Source organism: Streptomyces sp. NPDC007896 (genome assembly GCF_042959425.1).
GTDB lineage: Bacteria > Actinomycetota > Actinomycetes > Streptomycetales > Streptomycetaceae > Streptomyces.
In genome coordinates this window covers 201,740-221,778 of the sequence record NZ_JBIBKX010000015.1, presented here as the reverse complement: position 1 = coordinate 221,778, position 20,039 = coordinate 201,740, and the positions used below count along the sequence as shown (strand labels likewise).

17 protein-coding genes are annotated in these 20,039 nt (G+C 72.8%); 9 read left to right on the top strand and 8 right to left on the bottom strand.

Annotated features, from left to right (window positions below; translation table 11 throughout):
* The first annotated feature begins 36 nt into the window (after positions 1-36).
* Positions 37-2,472: a right-handed parallel beta-helix repeat-containing protein gene (locus ACFZDJ_RS39195; protein ID WP_391066246.1), complete on the top strand. Its 2,436-nt coding sequence runs from the start codon at positions 37-39 to the stop codon at positions 2,470-2,472.
* Between the two features lie 27 nt (positions 2,473-2,499).
* Here ACFZDJ_RS39195 and ACFZDJ_RS39190 read toward each other — a convergent pair whose 3' ends face one another.
* A complete protein-coding gene (locus ACFZDJ_RS39190) occupies positions 2,500-4,842 on the bottom strand; it encodes a hypothetical protein (protein ID WP_391066243.1) in 2,343 nt (780 codons plus the stop codon).
* Between the two features lie 280 nt (positions 4,843-5,122).
* Between ACFZDJ_RS39190 and ACFZDJ_RS39185 the strand changes: the two genes are divergently transcribed.
* Together ACFZDJ_RS39185 and ACFZDJ_RS39180 are read left to right on the top strand one after the other, a co-directional pair.
* Positions 5,123-5,953, top strand: a complete 831-nt coding sequence (locus tag ACFZDJ_RS39185) for a DeoR/GlpR family DNA-binding transcription regulator (protein WP_384913434.1) — start codon at positions 5,123-5,125, stop codon at positions 5,951-5,953.
* Positions 5,954-6,012: 59 nt separating this feature from the next.
* A complete protein-coding gene (locus ACFZDJ_RS39180; protein WP_384913437.1) occupies positions 6,013-6,492 on the top strand; it encodes an SRPBCC family protein in 480 nt (159 codons plus the stop codon).
* Between the two features lie 85 nt (positions 6,493-6,577).
* Here ACFZDJ_RS39180 and ACFZDJ_RS39175 read toward each other — a convergent pair whose 3' ends face one another.
* A complete protein-coding gene (locus ACFZDJ_RS39175) occupies positions 6,578-7,702 on the bottom strand; it encodes a PLP-dependent cysteine synthase family protein (RefSeq protein WP_095856234.1) in 1,125 nt (374 codons plus the stop codon).
* A gap of 391 nt (positions 7,703-8,093) precedes the next feature.
* Here ACFZDJ_RS39175 and ACFZDJ_RS39170 point away from each other — a divergent pair, with 391 nt between their 5' ends.
* On the top strand, positions 8,094-8,417 hold the full coding sequence (locus ACFZDJ_RS39170) for a hypothetical protein (protein WP_054228734.1): 324 nt from the start codon (positions 8,094-8,096) through the stop codon (positions 8,415-8,417).
* Between the two features lie 963 nt (positions 8,418-9,380).
* On the top strand, positions 9,381-9,914 hold the full coding sequence (locus ACFZDJ_RS39165; RefSeq protein WP_391066240.1) for an ATP-binding protein: 534 nt from the start codon (positions 9,381-9,383) through the stop codon (positions 9,912-9,914).
* Between the two features lie 26 nt (positions 9,915-9,940).
* Here the strand turns inward: ACFZDJ_RS39165 and ACFZDJ_RS39160 are convergent, their stop codons facing one another.
* Genes ACFZDJ_RS39160 through ACFZDJ_RS39150 form a run of 3 tightly spaced genes read right to left on the bottom strand, consistent with a single transcriptional unit; the run spans position 9,941 to position 13,562 of the window.
* Positions 9,941-12,502, bottom strand: coding sequence for an FtsX-like permease family protein (locus ACFZDJ_RS39160; RefSeq protein WP_391066237.1), 2,562 nt, complete (start codon positions 12,500-12,502; stop codon positions 9,941-9,943).
* Positions 12,499-13,257 carry an ATP-binding cassette domain-containing protein gene (locus ACFZDJ_RS39155; protein WP_390931584.1) on the bottom strand — a complete coding sequence of 253 codons (759 nt, stop codon included), beginning with the start codon at positions 13,255-13,257 and terminating at the stop codon, positions 12,499-12,501. The genes ACFZDJ_RS39160 and ACFZDJ_RS39155 overlap by 4 nt, the downstream gene beginning before the upstream one ends.
* Positions 13,254-13,562 carry an SHOCT domain-containing protein gene (locus tag ACFZDJ_RS39150; RefSeq protein WP_168506292.1) on the bottom strand — a complete coding sequence of 103 codons (309 nt, stop codon included), beginning with the start codon at positions 13,560-13,562 and terminating at the stop codon, positions 13,254-13,256. The genes ACFZDJ_RS39155 and ACFZDJ_RS39150 overlap by 4 nt, the downstream gene beginning before the upstream one ends.
* Positions 13,563-13,754: 192 nt before the next feature.
* Between ACFZDJ_RS39150 and ACFZDJ_RS39145 the strand changes: the two genes are divergently transcribed.
* From ACFZDJ_RS39145 to ACFZDJ_RS39135, 3 genes are read left to right on the top strand one after another with little or no spacing between them, the layout of a single operon-like run.
* Entirely contained in the window at positions 13,755-14,351 is a 597-nt protein-coding gene (locus ACFZDJ_RS39145) for a TetR family transcriptional regulator C-terminal domain-containing protein (protein WP_390931581.1), read from the top strand.
* Positions 14,352-14,373: 22 nt separating this feature from the next.
* Complete coding sequence (locus tag ACFZDJ_RS39140; RefSeq protein WP_390931580.1) at positions 14,374-14,958, top strand: DUF4865 family protein; 585 nt, start codon at positions 14,374-14,376, stop codon at positions 14,956-14,958.
* Between the two features lie 35 nt (positions 14,959-14,993).
* A complete protein-coding gene (locus tag ACFZDJ_RS39135; protein ID WP_391066234.1) occupies positions 14,994-15,971 on the top strand; it encodes a phosphotriesterase in 978 nt (325 codons plus the stop codon).
* A gap of 64 nt (positions 15,972-16,035) precedes the next feature.
* Here the strand turns inward: ACFZDJ_RS39135 and ACFZDJ_RS39130 are convergent, their stop codons facing one another.
* Both ACFZDJ_RS39130 and ACFZDJ_RS39125 read right to left on the bottom strand, forming a co-directional pair.
* The gene (locus ACFZDJ_RS39130; RefSeq protein WP_351299784.1) at positions 16,036-17,280 is read right to left on the bottom strand and encodes an ROK family protein; all 1,245 of its coding nucleotides are present in this window, start codon (positions 17,278-17,280) and stop codon (positions 16,036-16,038) included.
* A complete protein-coding gene (locus tag ACFZDJ_RS39125; RefSeq protein WP_391066483.1) occupies positions 17,277-17,978 on the bottom strand; it encodes an alpha-ketoglutarate-dependent dioxygenase AlkB in 702 nt (233 codons plus the stop codon). The genes ACFZDJ_RS39130 and ACFZDJ_RS39125 overlap by 4 nt, the downstream gene beginning before the upstream one ends.
* Positions 17,979-18,082: 104 nt before the next feature.
* Here ACFZDJ_RS39125 and ACFZDJ_RS39120 point away from each other — a divergent pair, with 104 nt between their 5' ends.
* Complete coding sequence (locus tag ACFZDJ_RS39120) at positions 18,083-19,228, top strand: methyltransferase (RefSeq protein WP_390931577.1); 1,146 nt, start codon at positions 18,083-18,085, stop codon at positions 19,226-19,228.
* Here the strand turns inward: ACFZDJ_RS39120 and ACFZDJ_RS39115 are convergent.
* Positions 19,218-19,991, bottom strand: coding sequence for a helix-turn-helix domain-containing protein (locus tag ACFZDJ_RS39115; RefSeq protein WP_390931575.1), 774 nt, complete (start codon positions 19,989-19,991; stop codon positions 19,218-19,220). The genes ACFZDJ_RS39120 and ACFZDJ_RS39115 overlap by 11 nt on opposite strands.
* Between the last annotated feature and the right edge of the window lie 48 nt (positions 19,992-20,039).

The following is a 20,039-nucleotide window of genomic DNA, read 5'->3' as shown; positions in this document are numbered from 1 at the left end:
GACCCGCGTACGACGAGGTGGGGGCACGACAGCGCCATGGCACAGGGCACGGTCCAGGTGACGCACACCGGCACCTCGCGGTGGCGGCGCCGCACAGGAGAGTACGCATCGCTGGCCGCCGCCCTGGAGGCCGCGGCCGACGGGGACGTGCTCACCGTCGCACCCGGCACCTACCGGGAGAATCTCGTGGTCCAGCGCGCGGTGACGCTGCGCGGTCCCGAGGGCTCCCCCGGCTCCGTGCGCATCGCGCCGGTGGACGGAGTGCCGCTGACCGTGCGCGCCTCAGCCGTGGTCCAGGACCTGCACGTGGAGGGCCAGGACTCGGCGGCGCCCGCGCTGCTCGTCGAGGAGGGCACCCCGGAGCTTCTCGACATGCGGATCGTCACGCGCTCCGCGGCCGGCATCGAGGTGCGCGGCGGCGCCCGTCCGACCGTGCGGCGCTGCACGGTCGACAATCCGGCGGGCATCGGCATCGCCGTACTCGACGGCGGCGGTGGCGTGTTCGAGGAGTGCGAGGTCGTCGCGGCCGGACAGTCCGGCATCGTGGTCCGCGGTGGCGCGCATCCCCGTCTGGAGCGCTGCCGGGTGCACCACGCCTCCGGCGCGGGCCTGTCGGTGACCGGCGAGAACTCCTCGCTGGAGGCGGTCGGCTGCGAGGTGTACGAGGTCAAGGGCTCCGGTGTACAGATCACCGCGCGCGCCGCGGCCCATCTCACCGACTGCGATGTGCACCGCACGACGTCGGACGGCGTCACGCTGGACACGGACGCCGTACTCACGCTCGCCGACTGCCGCATCCACGACATCCCCGAGAACGCGGTGGACCTGCGTTCCCGCTCGGTCCTCACCCTGACCCGCACCACCGTCCGGCAGTTCGGGCGCAACGGCCTGTCGGTCTGGGACCCGGGCACACGCGTGGACGCCAACCAGTGCGAGATCTTCGACAGCACGGGTGACTACCCCGCGGTGTGGGTCAGCGACGGCGCGACCGCGGTGCTCGAGTCCTGCCGGGTGCACGACGTGCCCGACGCCCTGTTCGTCCTCGACCGCGGTTCACGCGTGGACGTCGTCGACAGCGACCTCTCCCAAGTGCGCAACACCGCCGTCTCGGTGAGCGACGGCGCGACCGCGCAGCTCGACGACTGCCGCATCCGCGACGCCGCGACGGGCGCCTGGTTCCGTGACCACGGAAGCGGCGGCACCCTGTCCGGCTGCACCGTGGACGGCACCCAGACCGGCGTGATCGTCACCAAGGGCGCCGACCCCACCATCGAGCGCTGCACGGTCGAGTCCCCCGCGGAGGCCGGTTTCTACGTGTCGGCGGGTGGCCGCGGCAGCTTCCACAACTGCCGGGTGACGGGCAGCGGGGGCTACGGCTTCCATGTCATCGACGGCTGTCGGGCGACGCTGAAGAAGTGCCGTACGGAGCGCTGTGCACGCGGGGGTTACGAGTTCGCCGACGGCGGCAACACCCCGGGCGGCGGCCCGGTCGTCGAGGACTGCACGAGCGACGAGAGCGCCGGAGTGCGCCCCCCGGCGCACGAGACGGCCGTCCAGACGTCCAACCCGTCCACGGGCCTGCTCGGCGCGATCCCGGGCCAGCGCGCCACCGAGCAGGAACCGCTCGTCACCGCCTCGGAGCCCGAGCCCGCGCAGCCGGCGCGTACATCGAAGGTCGTCCTCGGTGAACTCGACGGGCTGGTGGGCCTGGAGAGCGTCAAACGCGAGGTGCGCGCCCTCACCGACATGATCGAGGTGGGCCGTCGCAGACAGCAGGCGGGCCTCAAGGCGGCCTCCGCCCGCCGCCACCTGGTCTTCACCGGCTCCCCCGGCACCGGCAAGACGACGGTCGCCCGGCTGTACGGGGAGATCCTGGCCTCGCTCGGGGTCCTGGAGCAGGGGCACCTGGTCGAGGTGTCCCGCGTCGACCTGGTGGGCGAGCACATCGGCTCCACCGCGATCCGTACCCAGGAGGCGTTCGACCGGGCGCGCGGCGGTGTCCTGTTCATCGACGAGGCGTACGCGCTGTCGCCGGAGGACTCTGGCCGCGACTTCGGCCGTGAGGCCATCGACACGCTCGTGAAGCTGATGGAGGACCACCGGGACGCGGTCGTCGTGATCGTCGCGGGCTACACGGCCGAGATGGAGCGCTTCCTCACCGTCAACCCCGGTGTGGCGTCCCGCTTCTCACGGACCATCACCTTCAGCGACTACATCCCCGAGGAACTGCTGCGGATCGTGGAGCAGCAGGCCGAGGAGCACGAGTACAGCCTGGCGCCCGGCGCGCCCGAGGCGCTGCTGAAGTACTTCACGGCCATCCCCAAGGGCCCGGCGTTCGGCAACGGCCGCACCGCGCGGCAGACCTTCGAGGCGATGGTCGAGCGGCACGCGGGGCGGGTCGCCCAGCTCGAGGAGCCGAGCACGGACGACCTCACGCTGCTCTACCCGGAGGACCTGCCGGAGCTGCCCTGAGCCCCGCCCGTGGACGGGCCGTCGCCCTCAGGTCGTGGAGTCGCCGTCGGGGCGGGGGCCCGGCACCGCCTCCGGCCGCAGCCGCGCCAGCAGCCGTTCGCGTTCCTCGGCGAAGGCCGGGTCCGCCTGGTAGTCCCCGTGTCCGAGGATCGGCGCGGGCAGCGGATGCTCCTGGGTGCGTCCGTAGGCGAGCGGGTCCTTCAGGGGCGCGCGGTCGACCTGGGGGCCGCAGTCGCCGGGCAGCCGTACGGGGCCGCCGATGGGGTCGGTGAGGCGGTACAGGTTGCGCCAGCAGTCGACCTCCCGGTGCAGGGAGGTGAGGGCGGCCGGGCCGAAGTGGGCCGGGAACCAGCGCCCGTAGAGCCGTTCCAGGGGTGAGCCGTAGGTGAGCAGCGCGACCCGCCTGCGTACGGAGGGTTTCAGCTGCCAGGCCGCGGCGGCGGCCAGCACACTGCCCTGGGAGTGCCCGGAGAGCACCAGGCGCCCGCCGGTGGCGCGGGTCCAGGTGACCATGCGCCACGTCAGGTCGGGCACGGCACGCTCGGCGTAGCAGGGCGGCGCGAAGGGGTGGGCGGCGCGCGGCCAGAAGGTGCCGACGTCCCAGAGGATGCCGATGGTGCGGCGGGCCGCCGGGTCCTTGTAGGCGCGCCGCCCCGAGGTGACGAGAAGTATGAAGCCGAGGCCGATCAGCCAGGACCCGAGCGCCTGCGCGGTTTCGGCGGCGCCTCGGACTAAGGCGTACGACCCTCGCGCGGCCTCCGCCGGGGCGTCACCGGTGGCCAGCACGCCCACGAGGGCTCCGGCGCCGAGGAGCAGGGTCACGAACGAGATCACGCCGACCATGAGGGGCGCCCGGTCGGTGAGGGCGGCCATCGCGCGTGTGCTCGCGATACGGCCGGTGCGGGTGGTGTCCTTGGCCTCGCCCCGGTAGTCGAGTTCCACCTCGCGCGCCTCGAGACCGCGCAGCCGCCAGGTGCGCAGGGCCAGTCGGCCGCACAGGCCGAGGAGCACGAGGAGCGTCGGCGGGATCACGGACGCCTGCCAGGTCAGCAGGACGGGCGGGCCGGGCAGCGAGCCGCGCGTGCCGTCCAGCCAGTCGGCGACGCGCTGGGCGACTCCGCCGGACATCACGCCGCCCAGGGCGCAGGCCAGCATCGCGACGGCGGGTCCGGCCAGACCACGCAGGGCGGTGCGCGGGTCGGGCCGGGTGCGGTACAGAACGCGGGCCACCACGCCGAGCGCGATGACGAGCACCCCCTGGGCGAGGGCGAGGCCTCCGAAGGTCGCGTCGCCCGGCAGCCGCCCCGTCGAGTGCCAGCCGGGCCGTGACCATCCGGCGTACAGCAGGGTCAGGGCGAACAGGACGATCGAGCCCAGGGGCAGCAGACGCACCAGGGTGGCGTCCAGTTCCTGGTCCAGCCGGTGTTCGCTGCGCCCGCGCCGGCAGACCACCCACAGCACCACGACGGCGCCCACGACGAGCGACGCGTACAGCAGCAGGCCGAGGAACCCGAGCACGGCGGGTCCCCCGGTCTCCCGGTCGAAGCGGGCCGCGGGGCCGCCGACGGCGGCGGTCACGGTGAGGAGTCCCGCCGCGGTGTGCGCGGCGCGCAGCCGGGCCACCAGACGGCGCCCGTACCAGAAGCCGGGCCTGCCGAGCCCGGTGCGACCGGTCTCCTCGGCGGGCTCGGGCCTGCGGGACACGGGCTGCTGGGACTCGTACGCGCTCCAGGTGCGGTGCGAGAGGTACCAGAGCAGGCAGGTGAGACCCGCGGGCACCAGGCCCGCCAGGGCCAGGCGGCGGCCGGGCCGGCTCCACCAGCCGTTGTCGGACAGGTCCGGGGAGAGGAAGTCCAGCCAGGAGTGCGCCTCGGCGCACGCGCGGGTGCCCGCGCACTGCCAGGCGGTCAGGTCGAGGGCGACCTCGCAGGCCGCGGCGACCAGCCGCACGGTGAGGGTGAGCCCGGCGAGCCGGACGAGCAGGCCGTACAGGCGGACCGTCCGGGTGCGGCCGCGGGTGGCGGGACGCATCCAGTGCGCGAGGTTGACGACCATGAAGGGCAGCAGCAACAGCCACAGGGCCCGGGTGCCGTTGCCGGAGGTGAGGTTGCACCACACATAGGCCTCGGGGACCGGTTTGCCCCGGTAGTCGTCGGGGCGCCGCTCCGCGTCGGCGTCGTCGACGCGCCGGTACACGGCCGCGGTGTCGTCGCCGCTGATCCGGACCGTCCGCGGATCGTCGAGCATCTCCTCGGGCGTGGTGCCGCCGACTCCGTGGACCAGGAGTTCGAGGGCGGTATCGGCCGCTTCGGGCCGCTGTGCGGGGCCGCTGAGCTCTCCCGCCGAGGCGTGTTCCCGTGCACGTTCCACTTTTCTGCACTTCCCCCGTGCGCGCGTCTGGCATGTGTCATGTGCAGGCACAAGGATCTCCGTTCAGGGGTGCGCGCGCACCTGTGGTCACGGAATCTCCCCGATACGTGTGACAGTGACGCGACGGGCGGGACGCGGTGTCCTTGCGGGGAGTGGCGCACGTGTCGGTGGCCCGTGCGAGGATGGGTCGTCCTCCAGGCCTAGGACAAGGAGAATGTCCACGTGGGAGTGGGTTCGGACGGAGTGGCGGGCAGCTTGTGGCGCGAGGATCGGAGCGGACGTGAGTGAGAATCAGAACCTTCTCGCGGAGCAGCGTCGCGCCCTGATTCTCGACGAGGTACGGCGCCGGGGCGGCGTCCGGGTGAACGAGCTGACCCGCAAGCTCGGCGTCTCCGACATGACGGTCCGTCGTGACCTCGACGCGCTCGCCCGCCAGGGCGTGGTGGAGAAGGTGCACGGCGGCGCGGTGCCGCTGGTCGAGGCGAGTACGCACGAGCCGGGTTTCGAGGCCAAGTCGGGTCTGGAACTGACCGCCAAGGAGGACATCGCGCGGGCCGCCGCCGAGTTGGTCGCGCCGGGCACGGCGATCGCGCTCTCGGGCGGTACGACGACGTACGCGCTGGCCCATCAGCTCCTTGACGTGGCGGACCTGACCGTGGTCACCAACTCGGTGCGGGTCGCCGATGTCTTCCACTCGGCGCAGCGCCTCTCCGGCCAGCGGCAGGGCGCGGCCACGGTCGTGCTGACGGGCGGGGTGCGCACCCCGTCCGACTCGCTGGTCGGTCCCGTGGCCGACCAGGCCATCGCGGCGCTCCACTTCGACGTGCTGTTCCTCGGGGTGCACGGGATATCGGTCGAGGCGGGCCTGTCGACGCCGAACCTGGCGGAGGCCGAGACCAACCGGCGGCTGGTGCAGTCCGCACGGCGGGTCGTCGTGGTCGCCGACCACACCAAGTGGGGCACGGTGGGGCTGAGTTCGTTCGCCGCGCTGGACCAGGTCGACACGCTGGTCACCGACGCCGGGCTGCCGGCCGAGGCACGGGCGGAGGTCTCCGAGCATCTGCGGCGCCTGGTGGTGGCCGGAGAGCCCGAGGACGGTACAGACATCTGACGGTCCGCCAGCTAGGGTGACGCTGCCCGCGGCTCCGATCCCAGGTGGGGGTTTCGTCCATGGCACGCCGTCTGCGCCCGGTGGAACTCGACTTCGCCGAGACCGCTCCCCTGCGTCTGGTGTTCGCCCGCGAGGTGGCGGCCCCTCCCGAGGTGGTCTTCCGCGCGCTGGCCGAGGACGTGCCCGGCTGGAGCGAGTGGTTCTCGGCGGTGACACTCGCCCGGCCGACCGGGGACGGCGCCGGGCGGGAGGTCCGGCTCCGGGGCGGTACGCGCTTCCAGGAGACGGTCCTCGTGGCCGAGGCCCCCGAGGTGTACGCGTACCGGGTGGACGTCACGAACGCGCCCGGACCCCGGGCCCTGCTCGAGGAGTGGCGGCTGACTCCGGCCGGGAAGGGCACCCGCGTCCAGTGGACCTTCGCCGCCGACGGCGCGGCCCCGTTCCGGCTGGCCCTGAAGCTGGGCCGGGCGGGGCTTGGCCGCGCGTTCCGCCAGGCGGTGACGGCGCTGGACCGACGGCTGACGTCGACACACGCGTGACGGCGCTGGACCGAGGGCTGACGTCGACACACGCTCGGCGGCGAGATCCGCCCGTGGACGCGCCCCGTGAGCCGCGTCCCAACGGTCAGTCCGGCCAGACGCCCGTCTGGAGCAGGGCCGCGATCGCCGCGGTGTAGGGCGCGATGTCCAGCCCCTGTTCGGCCAGCCACGCGTCCGAGTAGTACTTGTCGAGATAGCGGTCCCCCGGGTCGCAGAGCAGCGTCACCACGCTCCCCTTGCGCCCCTCGGTCACCATCTCGGCGACGATCTTCAGCGCGCTCCACAGCCCGGTGCCGGTCGAGCCGCCCGCCTTGCGGCCGATGGCCTGTTCCAGTGCCCGTACGGCCGCCACGCTCGCGGCGTCCGGCACCTTCATCATCCGGTCGATCGCGCCCGGCACGAAGCTCGGCTCCATACGGGGCCTGCCGATGCCCTCGATACGTGAGCCGCAGTCGCAGGTGACGTCCGGATCGCCGGTGGTCCAGCCCTCGAAGAAACACGAGTTCTCCGGGTCGGCGACGCAGATGCGGGTGTCGGCCTGCATGTAGTGGACGTAGCGCGCGAGGGTCGCCGAGGTGCCGCCGGTGCCGGCCGTGGCGACGATCCACGCGGGCTCCGGGAAACGCTCCAACTCCAGCTGGCGGAAGATGGATTCGGCGATGTTGTTGTTGCCGCGCCAGTCCGTGGCCCGTTCCGCGTAGGTGAACTGGTCCATGTAGTGGCCGCCGGTCTCGACCGCGAGGGCGGCGGACTCCTCGTACATCCTGCGGGAGTCGTCCACGAAGTGGCACTGCCCGCCGTGGAACTCGATCAGACGGCACTTCTCGGCGCTGGTGGTGCGCGGCATGACCGCGATGAAGGGCACGCCGATCAGCTTCGCGAAGTACGCCTCGGAGACCGCGGTCGAGCCGCTGGACGCCTCGATCACCGGTCGGCCCGGCCGGATCCAGCCATTGCAGAGCCCGTACAGGAAGAGTGAGCGGGCGAGGCGGTGCTTGAGGCTGCCGGTGGGGTGGGTCGACTCGTCCTTGAGGTAGAGATCGATACCCCACGCCTCGGGCAGCGGGAAGCGCAGCAGGTGGGTGTCCGCCGAGCGGTTCGCGTCGGCCTGGACCTTGCGGACGGCTTCTTTGAGCCAGGTCCGGTATCGCGCGTCGCTGTGGTCGACGTCGAGGGTTTCGCCGGTCCGGATCTGCTGAGGGGTGCTCACGGCGGGGCTCCTTACGCATCGCGCCGACGCCGGTTCAGATGGTCGGACGCCTCGATCATAAACACCTTGCGCACGCTTCTCACCTGCATAAACACTCCTTTGAGCACCTCAAAGGCACCCCTGGAGCAGGGGTGTCCGAAGCGACGGGGGCGCACCCGGGCGAGTGCTCCCGTCCCCGCCGTCACCTCGTCGTGCGCACTGGTGCTCGCCGCTGCCTGCGGGCAGACTGCACCGCAGGGGACGCGGTCCGCGTCCGACCGCGCCGCGCGGGATGACACCCCGGAGCGGTCGCGCACACCGGAGCACGACCCGCGCGGGATCCGGGGCCGGGGCGCGGAACGCAGCGACGCGGGACAGAGCACAGCCGACGCGCACAAGGGGGCGGAGCATCATGGCGGAGCCGGAGTTCACGGCCACGGGCGTGCGGATCGGGAAGAGGCTGCGGTCGCTCACCCGGGCCGGACAGGTCCGGATCAGCGACGGCAGGCTGGAGTTGCTGACGAGTTACGGCAGCGAGATAGACAGTGCGCCGGTGCAGGCGGTGCGGGCGTCGAAGCCGTGGTTCGCGCCCGAGGACCGCGCGTTGGCCGACGTCAACGGCACCCGCTATTCACTCACGCTCGGCGAGCACGACCCCGCGCCGGGCAAGCCGGGGCCGCCCTCCGCGCGCCGGTTCATAGAGGCGGTTCGCAGGGCGGCGGGGCGCAACGGCTGAGTCGGCCGCGCGGCAACCGACACGGGAGCCTTCGGTTCGCCACCGGCAAGGGCCGACACAGGCACCCACGACTCGCGACCGGCGATGCCCTACGCGCAGGCCTTCGGCCCCCGGCCAACGGCCGCCCGCAGGGCACCCCCGAGCGCGCGACCAGCGACGCTCGCGGCCCGCGGCGGTCGGCGCGCGGGACCCGGGTCCGCACCCCCCGGTCGCCTGCCCGAGCAGATCCGGCCCGCAACCGGCGACGGCGGCCGGGCAAGCCTCGGACGTCCCACCGTCGACGTCCGGCACGAACGCCCGCACCACAGCCGACCACAGCCGTCCGGCAAGGCCTGGGCTCGCAGCCGGCGATCCCCGGACCGGGAGCCCCACGCTCGCGCCCCCTCCGTCGACGAGAACCGAAGGCACACCCCGAACTCACCTCCGGCGAAATCCGACGTGGGACCTGGCGTGGGACCTGGCGTGGGAGCCACCCGCTCGCAGTCGACGGCGGTCGGTGACCAAGCCCTGGCCGGCTTGTGGCCGGGCGTGGTCCGAGGTGGAGACTCCGGGGCGCGTCCCGCCAGGGGCGGTGCCGGGGGCCTCGGTCGGCCGCGGCCGAGAGGAACCCGATCCCGGATCGGCGCCCTCGACACGGCGACCCGCGCTCGCGGTCGGTGACGGCCGGCGCGTCAGCGATCCGCCCACGGCCCGCGGCGGTGAACGATGAACCCCGGGCCGCCGGACGCCGCCGCTCAGGCAAGACCCCCGCCCCGCGACGGCTCGGGTCGGAGTGGACCGCACCGCGAGTTGCAGGACCGCACCCCCTGAGTCACGCTGTTCTCACATCATCACTCTGGGTTTACCGGCGATAACGCTACGAAGCAGCCCGCCGGTCACCACAGCAGGCGGCCGTTCCACTCAGCCACTCTGCTGGATCCGATCTCCGTCTTCTTCCGGACCTCAATTCGGGGAGTCGCAGCCGTGATCAGCCAGCCAAGCAGGCATTGCACGGTGGAGCTCCAAGCCCTGCCGTCGCGGATCGGCCAGGTCCGCAGAATCCTTTCTGCGCAGTTGCGCTACTGGCATCAGGACCCCTTGATAGACCGGGCCGCGCTCGGAGTGACCGAGCTGCTGACCAACGTCCACCGGCACGCCCAGCCGGACAAGGTGTGCACCGTGGAGATCGAGCTGCTGCTCGACCGGCTCACGGTCTCGGTGCACGACCACGACCCCCGCCTGCCCGAGGTACAGGACGTGGACCCCACGGCCACCTGCGGACGCGGTCTCGCGATGATCGCCGCGGTGAGCGAGAGCTGGGGCGTGCGTCCGGACGGCGAGTCGGGCAAGGTCGTGTGGTTCACCCTGCCGACGACCTCGCCCGCGGTGGCGGAGCCCGTGCTCGCGCCGTACGAACCGACTCGCGAGACCACGCGCCGACACGCCGTCGACCCGCTCGCCCCCCTCGACGAACGCCGGCCCGAACACGCTCCCGCCCGGTCCGCCGTTGCCGGCTGACCGGGCGGTGACCCCCGTCTCGTACGTCATTCGGTGGCGATGGCGCGCAGCACGTCCAGTCGTGCTGCCCGCCGGGCCGGGCGCAGTCCCGCGAGGGCTCCCGCCGCGAGGCCCACGAGCGCCACCACGACGAGCCGCACGGGCGGGATCGCGAAGGCGAAGGCGCTGTCCGACGCGCCGTCGGAGGCCTCGACGAGCACCCAGCCCAGGAAGGCACCGAGGGCGAGTCCACCCGCCGTTCCGAAGGCGGCGACGAGGACCGACTCCCAGCGGACCATGGCGCGCAGTTGCGCCCGGGTCTGCCCGACCGCCCGCAGCAGACCGAGTTCACGGGTGCGCTCGTGGATCGCGAGGGTGAGCGTGTTGGCGATGCCGAGCAGGGCGATGAGCACCGCGAGTGCGAGCAGCGCGTAGACCAGGGTCAGCATCATGTCGATGCCGCCGGCCGAGGACTGCGCGTACTCGTCGCGGGTCTGCACCTCGGGACTGCCGTACTGCGCGGCGACCTTCTCGACCGCCGCCTTGCCGTCGGCCGCACTGACACCGCTCTTGAAGGTGACGGCGACGAGCGAGTCGGAGTCCTGGGTGCGGTGCGGGGCCCAGGCGGCGCGGGTGATGACGTAGTCGCCGGCGAGTTCGGAGCGGCCGTAGACCGCGCGGACCGTGAAGTTCTCCCGTTCGCCGTCGGTGAAGGTGAGCCGGGCGGTGTCACCGGTCGTGAGGTGCTGTGCGTCGGCCTCCTTCCGGGTGAGCGCGATGCCGTCGGTGCCCAGGTGGTCGAGGGAGCCGCGTACGTCACCGAGATCGAACACCTTGCCGAGTGCGACCGGGTCGGTGACGGTCAGCGCCCGCCCCTTGCCGTCGACTTGGGCGACCCCGCGGCCGAGGCCGACCGCGTACTCGACGGCCGGCTGCCGCGCGATCGCGGGAGCCAGCTTGGGGCTGAGCCCGCTGCCGCCCGCGCCGAAGGACGGAGTGCTGACGGCGACGTCACCCGCGAAGGACCGGGAGACCGTCTGGTCCATGGTGGCCTTCAGCGAGGCGCCGAAGACCGTGAACAGCGAGACGACGGCGACGCCGATCATCAGCGCGCTCGCGGTGGCGGCGGTCCGCTTCGGGTTGCGCAGCGCGTTGCGCCGGGCCAGGCCGCCGGTGACACCGCGCAGCGTGTCGAGGGGGGCGCCGAGGGCTCGTACGGCGGCCGACGACGCCACGGGCCCGAGGACCACGAAGGCGGCGAGGGCGAGAACGGCACCGAGGCCCGCGAGCCACAGCGACCGGCTCACCAGTACGCCGGTCAGGGTGGCGCCCACCGCCAGTACGGCCAGCGCCGCACCCGTGATCGCCCGCCCCCGTGAGGCTCCGGACCGGTCGACGGCCGTCTCGCGCAGGGCGGCCAGCGGCGCGGTGCGTCCGGCTCGCACGGCGGGCAGCAGCGCGGAGCCGAGGCAGACCACGATGCCGACCGCGAGCGGCAGCAGCATGGACAGGCCGCTGATCACCAAGTCGCCCTGGGGGAAGGGAAACCCGATGGCCGGGAACAGCGCCTGCAGCCCGGCAGCGATCCCGATGCCGCCCGCGAGACCGACGGCCGACGCGGTCACCGCGACCACGCTCGCCTCGACCAGGGACGAGGCGGTGACCTGGCGGCGGGAGGCGCCCAGGGCGCGCAACAGGGCGTTCTCGCGGGTGCGTTGGGCGACGACGATCGCGAAGGTGTTGTGGATGGAGAAGGTCGCGACCAGCAGCGCGATGCCGGAGAAGACGAGCAGGAAGGTGGTGAAGATGTTCAGGAACTGGCTGGAGATCATGTCGGTGTTCTCCCGCGCCGACTCCTGGCCGGTGATCGCCTCGACTCCCTTGGGCAGGACGGGAGTCAGGTCCGCGACGAGTTCGGTCTGACCGACCCCGGGGCCGGCCCGCACCCGGATGTTCGCCGCCTCGCCGGGCTTCGCGGTGAGGTACTTCTCGGCGTCGGCCTGCGTCATCCCGGTGAACGTCACCTGCGCCATGCCGTCCTCGCCGCCGAAGGTCGCGAGACCCACGATCGTCACCTTGACGGGATCGGGGGTGCGCAGGGTGGTCGTGTCGCCGATCTTCAGGCCGCCCTTCTTCGCGGCGCCCCGGTTGACGACGACCTCGCCGGACTTCGACGGGGCGTGGCCCGCGGCGAGTTGGTACGGGTTGAGCTTCGGGTCGGTGATCCAGTTGCCGGCGAGGGTGGGCGGGCCCTGGCCGCCGACGGGCTTGCCGTCGCTGCCGACGAGCTGGCCCGCGCCCTGGATGTCGGGGGCGGCGGCCGCGACGCCGGGAACCCGCTCGACGGTCCGCACCAGGGCGGTGTCGACCGGTTGGCGCACACCCTGGCTCTCACCGGGCGTCGTGATGGCGTCGGCGCTGCGGACGACGGCGTCGGTGCCCTTCGTGGCGTCGCCGAACAACGCGCTGAAGCTCGCCCGCAGTGTGTCGCCCATGACCAGCGTTCCGGCCAGGAAGGCGACACCGAGGAGCACCGCAAGGAACGTACCGGCGAAGCGGCGTTTGTGGGCGCGCAGGGAGGACACGCTCAGGCGCACGGAGGCGTTCACGACCGCGCGCCTTTACCGTCGAACGCCTTCATCCGGTCGAGGACCTTGTCGGCCGTCGGGGACTCCATCCGGTCCACAAGGCGTCCGTCGGCGAGGAAGACGACCTCGTCGGCGTGGGCGGCCGCCACCGGGTCATGGGTGACCATGACGACGGTACGGTCCATCCGGTGCACCGCGCGCCCGAGGAGGTTCAGGACCTCTTCGCCGGAGCGGGAGTCGAGGTTGCCGGTGGGTTCGTCGGCGAAGACGACGTCGGGACGGCCGGCGAACGCGCGGGCCACGGCGACGCGTTGCTGCTGTCCGCCGGAGAGTTCGGCGGGGCGGTGGTGGAGCCGGTCGCGCAGGCCGACGACGTCGACGAGCGCGTCGATCCACTCGCGGGAGCCCTTCGTCCCTGCGAGGTCCAGGGGCAGCGTGATGTTCTCGGCGACGGTCAGCGTCGGGATCAGGTTGAACGCCTGGAAGACGAAGCCGACACGGTCGCGGCGCAGCAGGGTGAGGCGGCGGTCGTCCAGCGTGCTCAGTGGGGTGTCGCCGATGAACGCGGCGCCCGAGGTGAGCGTGTCCAGGCCCGCCGCGCAGTGCATCAGGGTGGACTTGCCGGAGCCCGAGGGGCCCATGATCGCGGTGAAGCGTCCGGCCGGGAACCCGACGCTCACCCCGTCCAGGGCCCTGACGGCGGTGTCGCCGCTGCCGTACACCTTGACGGCGTCGGTGACACCCGCGGCATGACGCGTCGTGGTGGCGGTCGTCATGCCGCTTCTCCCTTGCCCGGGCGGCCGAACTGCTCGTCCAGGACGGAGAGCCGGCGCCAGTACTCGTCCTCGTCGATCTCGCCGGTGGCGAAGCGGCGGCCGAGCAGCGCGATCGGCGAGTCGCCCGTCGGGCGGGAGTCCCGGAGCGGGCCGAAGTCGCCCATGGCGCGCCACGGTCCGCGGCGCCCGCGTCCCACGGTGCGGCGCAGGACCGTCACGACGGCGATCACGACGGCCGCCCAGATCAGCGGGAAGAACAGGATCCACGGGCCGGGGCCGCCGTCCCAGTTCGCCAGAGTCTGCATCTCGGGTCATCTCCTAGGTGGGTGGGAGCTGTTGCGATGCGTCGAGACTCGCTCCGGGAGGGGGTCCGAGTCGTCGTACCGCCAGCGGCCGTTCCCGTACCTCCGCGGGAGTACGCGGGGCGCCACCGCCTGCTTCCTCGGCCCGCTCCTCCTGCCCTCGATTCTGTACCTACTAGTATGTACAGTGAGTTCATGAGCACTCCGGAGCGGCTGATCGAGTCCACGCGCGAGCTGTTGTGGGAGCGCGGTTACGTGGGCACCAGTCCCAAGGCGATCCAGGAGCACGCGGGCGCCGGACAGGGCAGCATGTACCACCACTTCAAGGGCAAGCCCGATCTCGCCCTCGCCGCGATCCGACGCACCGCCGAGGAACTTCGGGCTACCGCCGAGGACGTACTGAGCACGCCCGGTTCGCCGTACGAGCGCGTCGAGGCGTATCTGCGCCGGGAGCGAGACGTCCTGCGCGGCTGTCCGGTCGGTCGGCTGACGATGGACCCGGACGTGATCGCCAGTGCGGAGCTGCGCGCCCCCGTCGACGAGACGATCGACTGGCTGCGCGAACGACTGGCCCACATCATCGAAGAGGGCAAGGAACAGGGGCAGTTCGCGCCATCAGTGGACGCCGAGGAGATCGCCGCGACGATCCTCGCGACCATCCAGGGGGGCTATGTGCTCGCGCGCGCCTCCGGATCCCCGGCCGCCTTCGACACGGCCGTCCGCGGACTGCTCGCCCTGCTCTCCCCCACCCGTCGGGACCTCGGCCGAAGGACTGAAGGCCTGAAGGCCTGAAGGCCCCTCAAGGAGGCATGCGATGCACGCGATGCAGTACGAACTGACGTTCCCCGCCGACTACGACATGGGGATCATCCGCGCCCGGGTCTCCCGCATCGGGCACCTCCTCGACGACTGGGCGGGGCTCGGTTTCAAGACGTATCTGATGCGTGAGCGCGGGGTGCACGGCTCGCCGGTCAACCAGTACGCGCCCTTCTACCTCTGGAACACCGTCGAAGGCATGAACTCCTTCCTGTGGGGCGGTGCCTTCCAGGGGCTCGTCAATGACTTCGGGCGCCCGGTGGTGCAGAACTGGACGGGCCTCGCGTACGAGGAGGGCGGCGCCACCGGTGTACCGGCCCAGGTCGCGGTGCGGCGACGGCAGCCCGCACCGGAGGGCGCCGACCTGGCCGAGGTGATGGCGGAGGCCGCGGCGGAGGCGGAGCGGCTGGCCTCGCTCGACGGCGCGGTGTGCGCGGCCGCCGCCGTCGACCCGCGCCACTGGGAGCTGGTCCACTTCTCTCTCTGGGACCACGACACGCCCAAGGCACCCGGCGAGGTCTTCCAGGTGCTGCATGTGTCGGCGCCCGGGCGCGACCTGCTGCCCCGGGGCCGGCAGTGGTGAGCCCTGCCCCCACGAGCCTCGGTGTCGCCGTCCCCGTGAGGGTCCGTACGGTCCTCGGGGACGTGCCGCCCGAGCGCCTAGGGGTGTGCGACGCCCATGACCACCTCTTCTTCGGCAGTCCCGCGCTCCCCGGCCAGGAACTGCGCGACGCGTCCGCCGCGCGGGCCGAACTGGCCGCGTTCCGCGAGCAGGGCGGCGGGAGCGTGGTGCAGTGGACGCCGTACGGGCTGGGCCGGCGCGCCGCGGACCTGCCGCTGCTCTCCCGTGACACCGGCGTCCATGTGGTCGCCGCTACGGGCCTGCACCAAGCGGTCCACTACACACCGGAGTCACTCTCCGAACTGCGCGGCAGGCTGACCGACGTCTTCGTCTCCGAGCTCACCTCGGGCATCGGCACGTCCGGGGTCCGGGCCGGACTCGTCAAGGTCGCGGGCGGCTTCCACGCGCTCGACGCGCACGCCCGCTGGACGATGACGTCGGCGGCCGAGGCGCACCACGCCACGGGCGCGCCGATCGCCGTGCACCTGGAGCTGGGCACGGCCGCGCTCGACGTACTCGACCTGCTGTGCGGCGAGTTGGAGGTGCCGCCGCACCGGGTGATCCTGGGCCACCTCAACCGCTCCCCGGACCTCGTGGTGCAGCGTCAGGCCGCCGAGGCGGGCGCCTACCTCGCCTTCGACGGCCCTTCCCGCGCGAACCACGCCACCGACTGGCGCATGCCCGACGCCGTACGCGCCCTGGCCGACGCCGGTTTCGGCCACCGCCTGCTCCTCGGCGCCGACACGACGACCGCCGCGGCGCGCTCGGTCAACGGCGGCCCCGGGATGCCGTATCTGCTGCGCCGGGTGCGCCCGCGGCTCGCACTGGCTCTGGGTGCGGAACTCGTGGAGCGCGTCTTCACGGAGAACCCCGGCCGGGCGCTCGCCGTGGAGTGGCGCGGTACATCACCCCGTCCGCCCCGGCTGCCGGACGCCGCCCAGGCCCTGTGGGACCTGGGCACACCAAGGACGTGAGAGGGCCGCTACCGCCTCGACGGCCTCGTATCAGGTCCGGCCTCGGGTGCGACCGGGTTCGACCTCAGGTGCGGGCCAGCGCCGCCGGGGGGTCGTCCAGGACCGGCTGCCAGGCCAACTCCGCAGCACCTACCAGGGTGTTGTGGTCCAGGGTGCAGGCGAGGATCGGTACGCCGCCGCTCTGGCCCCACAGGCTGCGGTCGGCGACGACGGCGCGCAGGCGGTCGGGGTCCGCGTCGAGGAGGGTGCGGTGCAGGCCGCCGAGGATGATCCGGTCGGGGTTGAGGATGTTGACCAGTCCGGCGAGGCCGAGGCCGAGCCGGTCGATCAGCGCCTCGGTGGCCGTGCGGACGGAGGGGTCCTGGTCGTACCGGGTGCGGATCAGGTCGTTGGCCTGCTGGAGGAGGGACACCTCGGGGCCGGGGTCGCGGCCCGCCGCCGTGAGGAACGCCAGGGGGTCCGCCTCGACGTCGAGGCAGCCGCGACTGCCGCAGTAGCAGGGGCGGCCCTCGGGGTTGACGGTGAGGTGGCCGACTTCGAGGGCGAGACCCGAGCTGCCCGTGTGCAGCCGCCCGTCGAGTACGAGCGCGCCGCCGACGCCCCGGTGCCCGGTGGCCACGCACAGCAGGTCGCGGGCGCCGCGCCCGGCGCCGTGGCGATGCTCCGCGAGGGCGGCGAGGTTGATGTCGTTCGCGGCGAACGCCGGGCCCTCGATGCCCGCCGCTCGCACCCGCTCGGCGAAGATCCGGCGAACGGGGGCGCCCGCGGGCCAGGCGAGGTGGAGGGGGTTGAGGGCGAGCCCGTCCGGCTCGGCGACGGCGGACGGTACGGCGAGTCCGGCGCCCACACAGCGCCGCCCGGTCTCACGGAGCAGCTCCGCGCCGGTCTCGACGACGGCGCCCAGCACCTTCGCGGGGTCGGCGTCGACGGTCTCGCAGCTGGGCGCGGTGGCGACGATCCGGCCGCCGAGCCCGACCAGTGCGGCGCGGAACCCGTCGGCGTGCACCTGAGCGGCCAGCGCGACAGGACCGTCCTCGGCGACCTCCAGGCGGTGCGAGGGCCGTCCCTGCGAACCGGCCGCCGCGCCGGGCCGCGCGTCGACCCGGATCAGCCCCAGCGCCTCCAGCTCCGCGGCCACCGCGCCCGCGGTCGCCCGGGTGACGCCCAGCTCGGCGGTGAGTACGGCACGCGTCGGCGCACGTCCGGTGTGCACGAGTTCCAGCGCGGGTCCGAGCGCCCCGCGCCCCCGGTCCAGCCGTGTCCGCGTGTTCCCTTCCCCCGCCGTCCGGGGGCCCGCCTTGCCGTTCATGAGGGCGAGTCTCCCATGATCCGCTCGTACGGTGCCCCGCCCGAAGGCACCTGGAAGCCACTCACCCGTAGCGTCACGTTCAGACGGCCGGTCAGGCCCAGTTCGGGCGGCGCCGTATCGGCGTGCACTCGGGGAACCCCGTGGTAGGCGAGCCGGGAGGCCCCGCCGAACACGAACAGGTCTCCGCTGCGCAGTTCGACATCCGTGTACGGGCGCGAGCGCGACTCGGTGTTCCCGAAGCGGAAGACACAGGTGTCGCCGAGGCTCAGCGACACCACAGGCGCGTCGGACTTCTCGTCGCTGTCGCGGTGCATGCCCATACGGGCGTCGGCGTCGTAGAAGTTGATCAGTGCGATGTCGTACGGGGCGGTGGCGGCCTCGGGGCCCAGGGTGTCCGCGACCGCGCGGCGGCCGAGCTCGTCCAGCCAGGCGGGGAAGGGCTTCACCGGGGCGCCGTCACCGTCGGCGACCGTGCGCGCGTACCGGTACGGGTACCAGTGCCAGCCCAGGCACACCTGCCGTGAGGTCATCGTGCCGCCGCCGGGTGTGCGCACCGTACGCAGCCCGGCCGGAGGGCGGGCCCACGCACGGCAGGCATCGAGAAGCTCCCGCTGGGCAACCGGGTCCAGCCAGTCCGGCAGATGCACCGCGCCCGGCGCGATCTCCGCCCGGCTCCGGGGGAACAGCTCCTCATCCATGGACATGCCACCATCCTCGCGCACCCCGCCCGTCCCGTGCCCGCACTTGATCAAGACCCGGCCCGGACCTGGCTGAGCTGCGGCTCGGCTAGCCTTGACCCACGATGAACGACCGGATGACCGCGCCCTGGGCCGAGTACGCGCTGGCCCGCTTCCCCGAGGACCCCCGCGACCAGCTCCGTGCCTGGGACGCCTCCGACACCTATCTGCTGCGGCACCTCGCGGAGAGCGGAACGCCGCTGTCCGGGTCGGTCGTGGTGGTCGGCGACCGCTGGGGAGCGCTCGCCACGGCGCTGTCGGCGCACCGGCCGACGCAGATCACCGACTCCTTCCTCGCGCAGGAGGCGACCCGGGCGAACCTGGCCCGCAACGGGGTCGAGGCGGCCGCGGTACGGCTGCTGACCACCCAGGACACGCCCCCCGACCGCATCGACGTGCTCCTCGTCCGGGTGCCGAGGAGCCTCGCCCTGCTGGAGGACCAGCTGCACCGGCTGGCGCCCGGCGTGCACGAGGGGACCGTCGTCGTGGGCACGGGCATGGTCAAGGAGATCCACACCTCGACGCTGCACCTCTTCGAGCGGATCCTCGGCCCGACCCGGACCTCGCTGGCCGAGAAGAAGGCCCGGCTGATCTTCTGCACCCCGTACCCCGGGATCGCCCGCGCCGCCAACCCCTGGCCGTACAGCTACCGGCTCCCCGACGACATCGGACCGGTTTCCGGCCGTACCGTCGTCAACCACGCCGGCGTGTTCTGCGCCGACCGTCTCGACATCGGCACCCGCTTCCTCCTCCAGCACCTGCCGCGCAGCCGGGGCCCCGAGCGGATCGTCGACCTGGGCTGCGGCAACGGAGTCGTCGGTACGGCGATGGCGCTGGCCAACCCGGAGGCGGAGGTGCTGTTCGTGGACGAGTCGTACCAGGCGGTCGCCTCGGCCGAGGAGACGTACCGGGAGAATACCGACGGCGTGGGTGCGGAGTTCCGCGTGGGCGACGGACTCGCGGACGTCCCCGCCGGGAGCGTGGACCTCGTCCTGAACAATCCGCCGTTCCACTCGCACCAGGCGACGACGGACACCACGGCCTGGCGGATGTTCTCGGGGGCGCGGCGCGCGCTGCGGCCGGGCGGCGAGCTGTGGGTCATCGGGAACCGCCATCTCGGCTACCACCTGAAGCTGCGCCGCCTCTTCGGCAACAGTGAACTCGTCGCGAGCGACGCGAAGTTCGTCGTCCTGAGGGCCGTCAAGAAGTAGCCCCGCGCAGCACGCGGGGCGAGGCACCGAGTTCGCGGCGGCACGCCTTGTTGAAGGCCTGCAGGTCGGGGATGCCGACGGAGGCGGCGACCGCCGGGATGGAGAGCGTCGAGGCCCGCAGCAGATGGTGGGCGCGCTGAAGTCTGCGGTGGCGGATGTAGGCCACGACCGTGGTGCCGGTCTCGGCGCGGAAGAGCCGGGTGAGGTGGTTGTGGGAGATCCCGGCGGCGCGGGCGATCTCCGGGATGGTGAGCGGCGCCGCCAGCCGGGCCTCGATGTGGGCGATGGCCGTGCCGACCGCCGGGTGCGGGCCGCGGCTCGTGACGGTGGGCGGGGTGAGCCGGGCGATACGCCACAGCGCGGTCCAGATCTCGGCCCGGGTGTGCTCGGGTGCCCCGGGGACCGCCGCGATCGCGTTCAGCAACAGGCTGGAGAGGATGGGGAATTCGGGTCCCGCGTCCTGCGTCACGGGGACGGCGCGGGGCGGTCCGGCGGGGGCGATGCGCAGATGGGCGTAGAGATGTTCGGAGCGGCCCTGGTAGCGGTAGCGGACCGTGGTGCCGGGCGGTACGAGGCTCACGCTGCCGGGGCGGATGGTGTGCGCGGTGCCGTCGACGGTCAGCTCGGCGTCGTACTGGTAGAGGTGCAGTTGCCACAGCTCCGGCAGCCGGAAGACGTCCGTGCGGCTCGCCACGCCGTGCACGCCGACGCCGATGTTGACGACGGCGGGCGGCTCGCCGAGGTGCAGTTCCGTCTCCCGCATGGTGAAAAACTACCAGCAGTGGTGAGCCGCGCCAACGCGCCGTCGGCG

What these genes read in the sequence shown, in the direction of transcription:
- ACFZDJ_RS39195 (WP_391066246.1), top strand. Translation starts at nt 37, where the DNA reads ATGGCACAGGGCACGGTCCAGGTGACGCACACCGGCACCTCGCGGTGG.
- ACFZDJ_RS39180 (WP_384913437.1), top strand. Translation starts at nt 6,013, where the DNA reads ATGGCACGCCGTCTGCGCCCGGTGGAACTCGACTTCGCCGAGACCGCT.
- ACFZDJ_RS39170 (WP_054228734.1), top strand. Translation starts at nt 8,094, where the DNA reads ATGGCGGAGCCGGAGTTCACGGCCACGGGCGTGCGGATCGGGAAGAGG.
- ACFZDJ_RS39155 (WP_390931584.1), bottom strand. Translation starts at nt 13,257, where the DNA reads ATGACGACCGCCACCACGACGCGTCATGCCGCGGGTGTCACCGACGCC.
- ACFZDJ_RS39150 (WP_168506292.1), bottom strand. Translation starts at nt 13,562, where the DNA reads ATGCAGACTCTGGCGAACTGGGACGGCGGCCCCGGCCCGTGGATCCTG.
- ACFZDJ_RS39145 (WP_390931581.1), top strand. Translation starts at nt 13,755, where the DNA reads ATGAGCACTCCGGAGCGGCTGATCGAGTCCACGCGCGAGCTGTTGTGG.
- ACFZDJ_RS39140 (WP_390931580.1), top strand. Translation starts at nt 14,374, where the DNA reads ATGCACGCGATGCAGTACGAACTGACGTTCCCCGCCGACTACGACATG.
- ACFZDJ_RS39130 (WP_351299784.1), bottom strand. Translation starts at nt 17,280, where the DNA reads ATGAACGGCAAGGCGGGCCCCCGGACGGCGGGGGAAGGGAACACGCGG.
- ACFZDJ_RS39125 (WP_391066483.1), bottom strand. Translation starts at nt 17,978, where the DNA reads ATGGATGAGGAGCTGTTCCCCCGGAGCCGGGCGGAGATCGCGCCGGGC.
- ACFZDJ_RS39120 (WP_390931577.1), top strand. Translation starts at nt 18,083, where the DNA reads ATGAACGACCGGATGACCGCGCCCTGGGCCGAGTACGCGCTGGCCCGC.
- ACFZDJ_RS39115 (WP_390931575.1), bottom strand. Translation starts at nt 19,991, where the DNA reads ATGCGGGAGACGGAACTGCACCTCGGCGAGCCGCCCGCCGTCGTCAAC.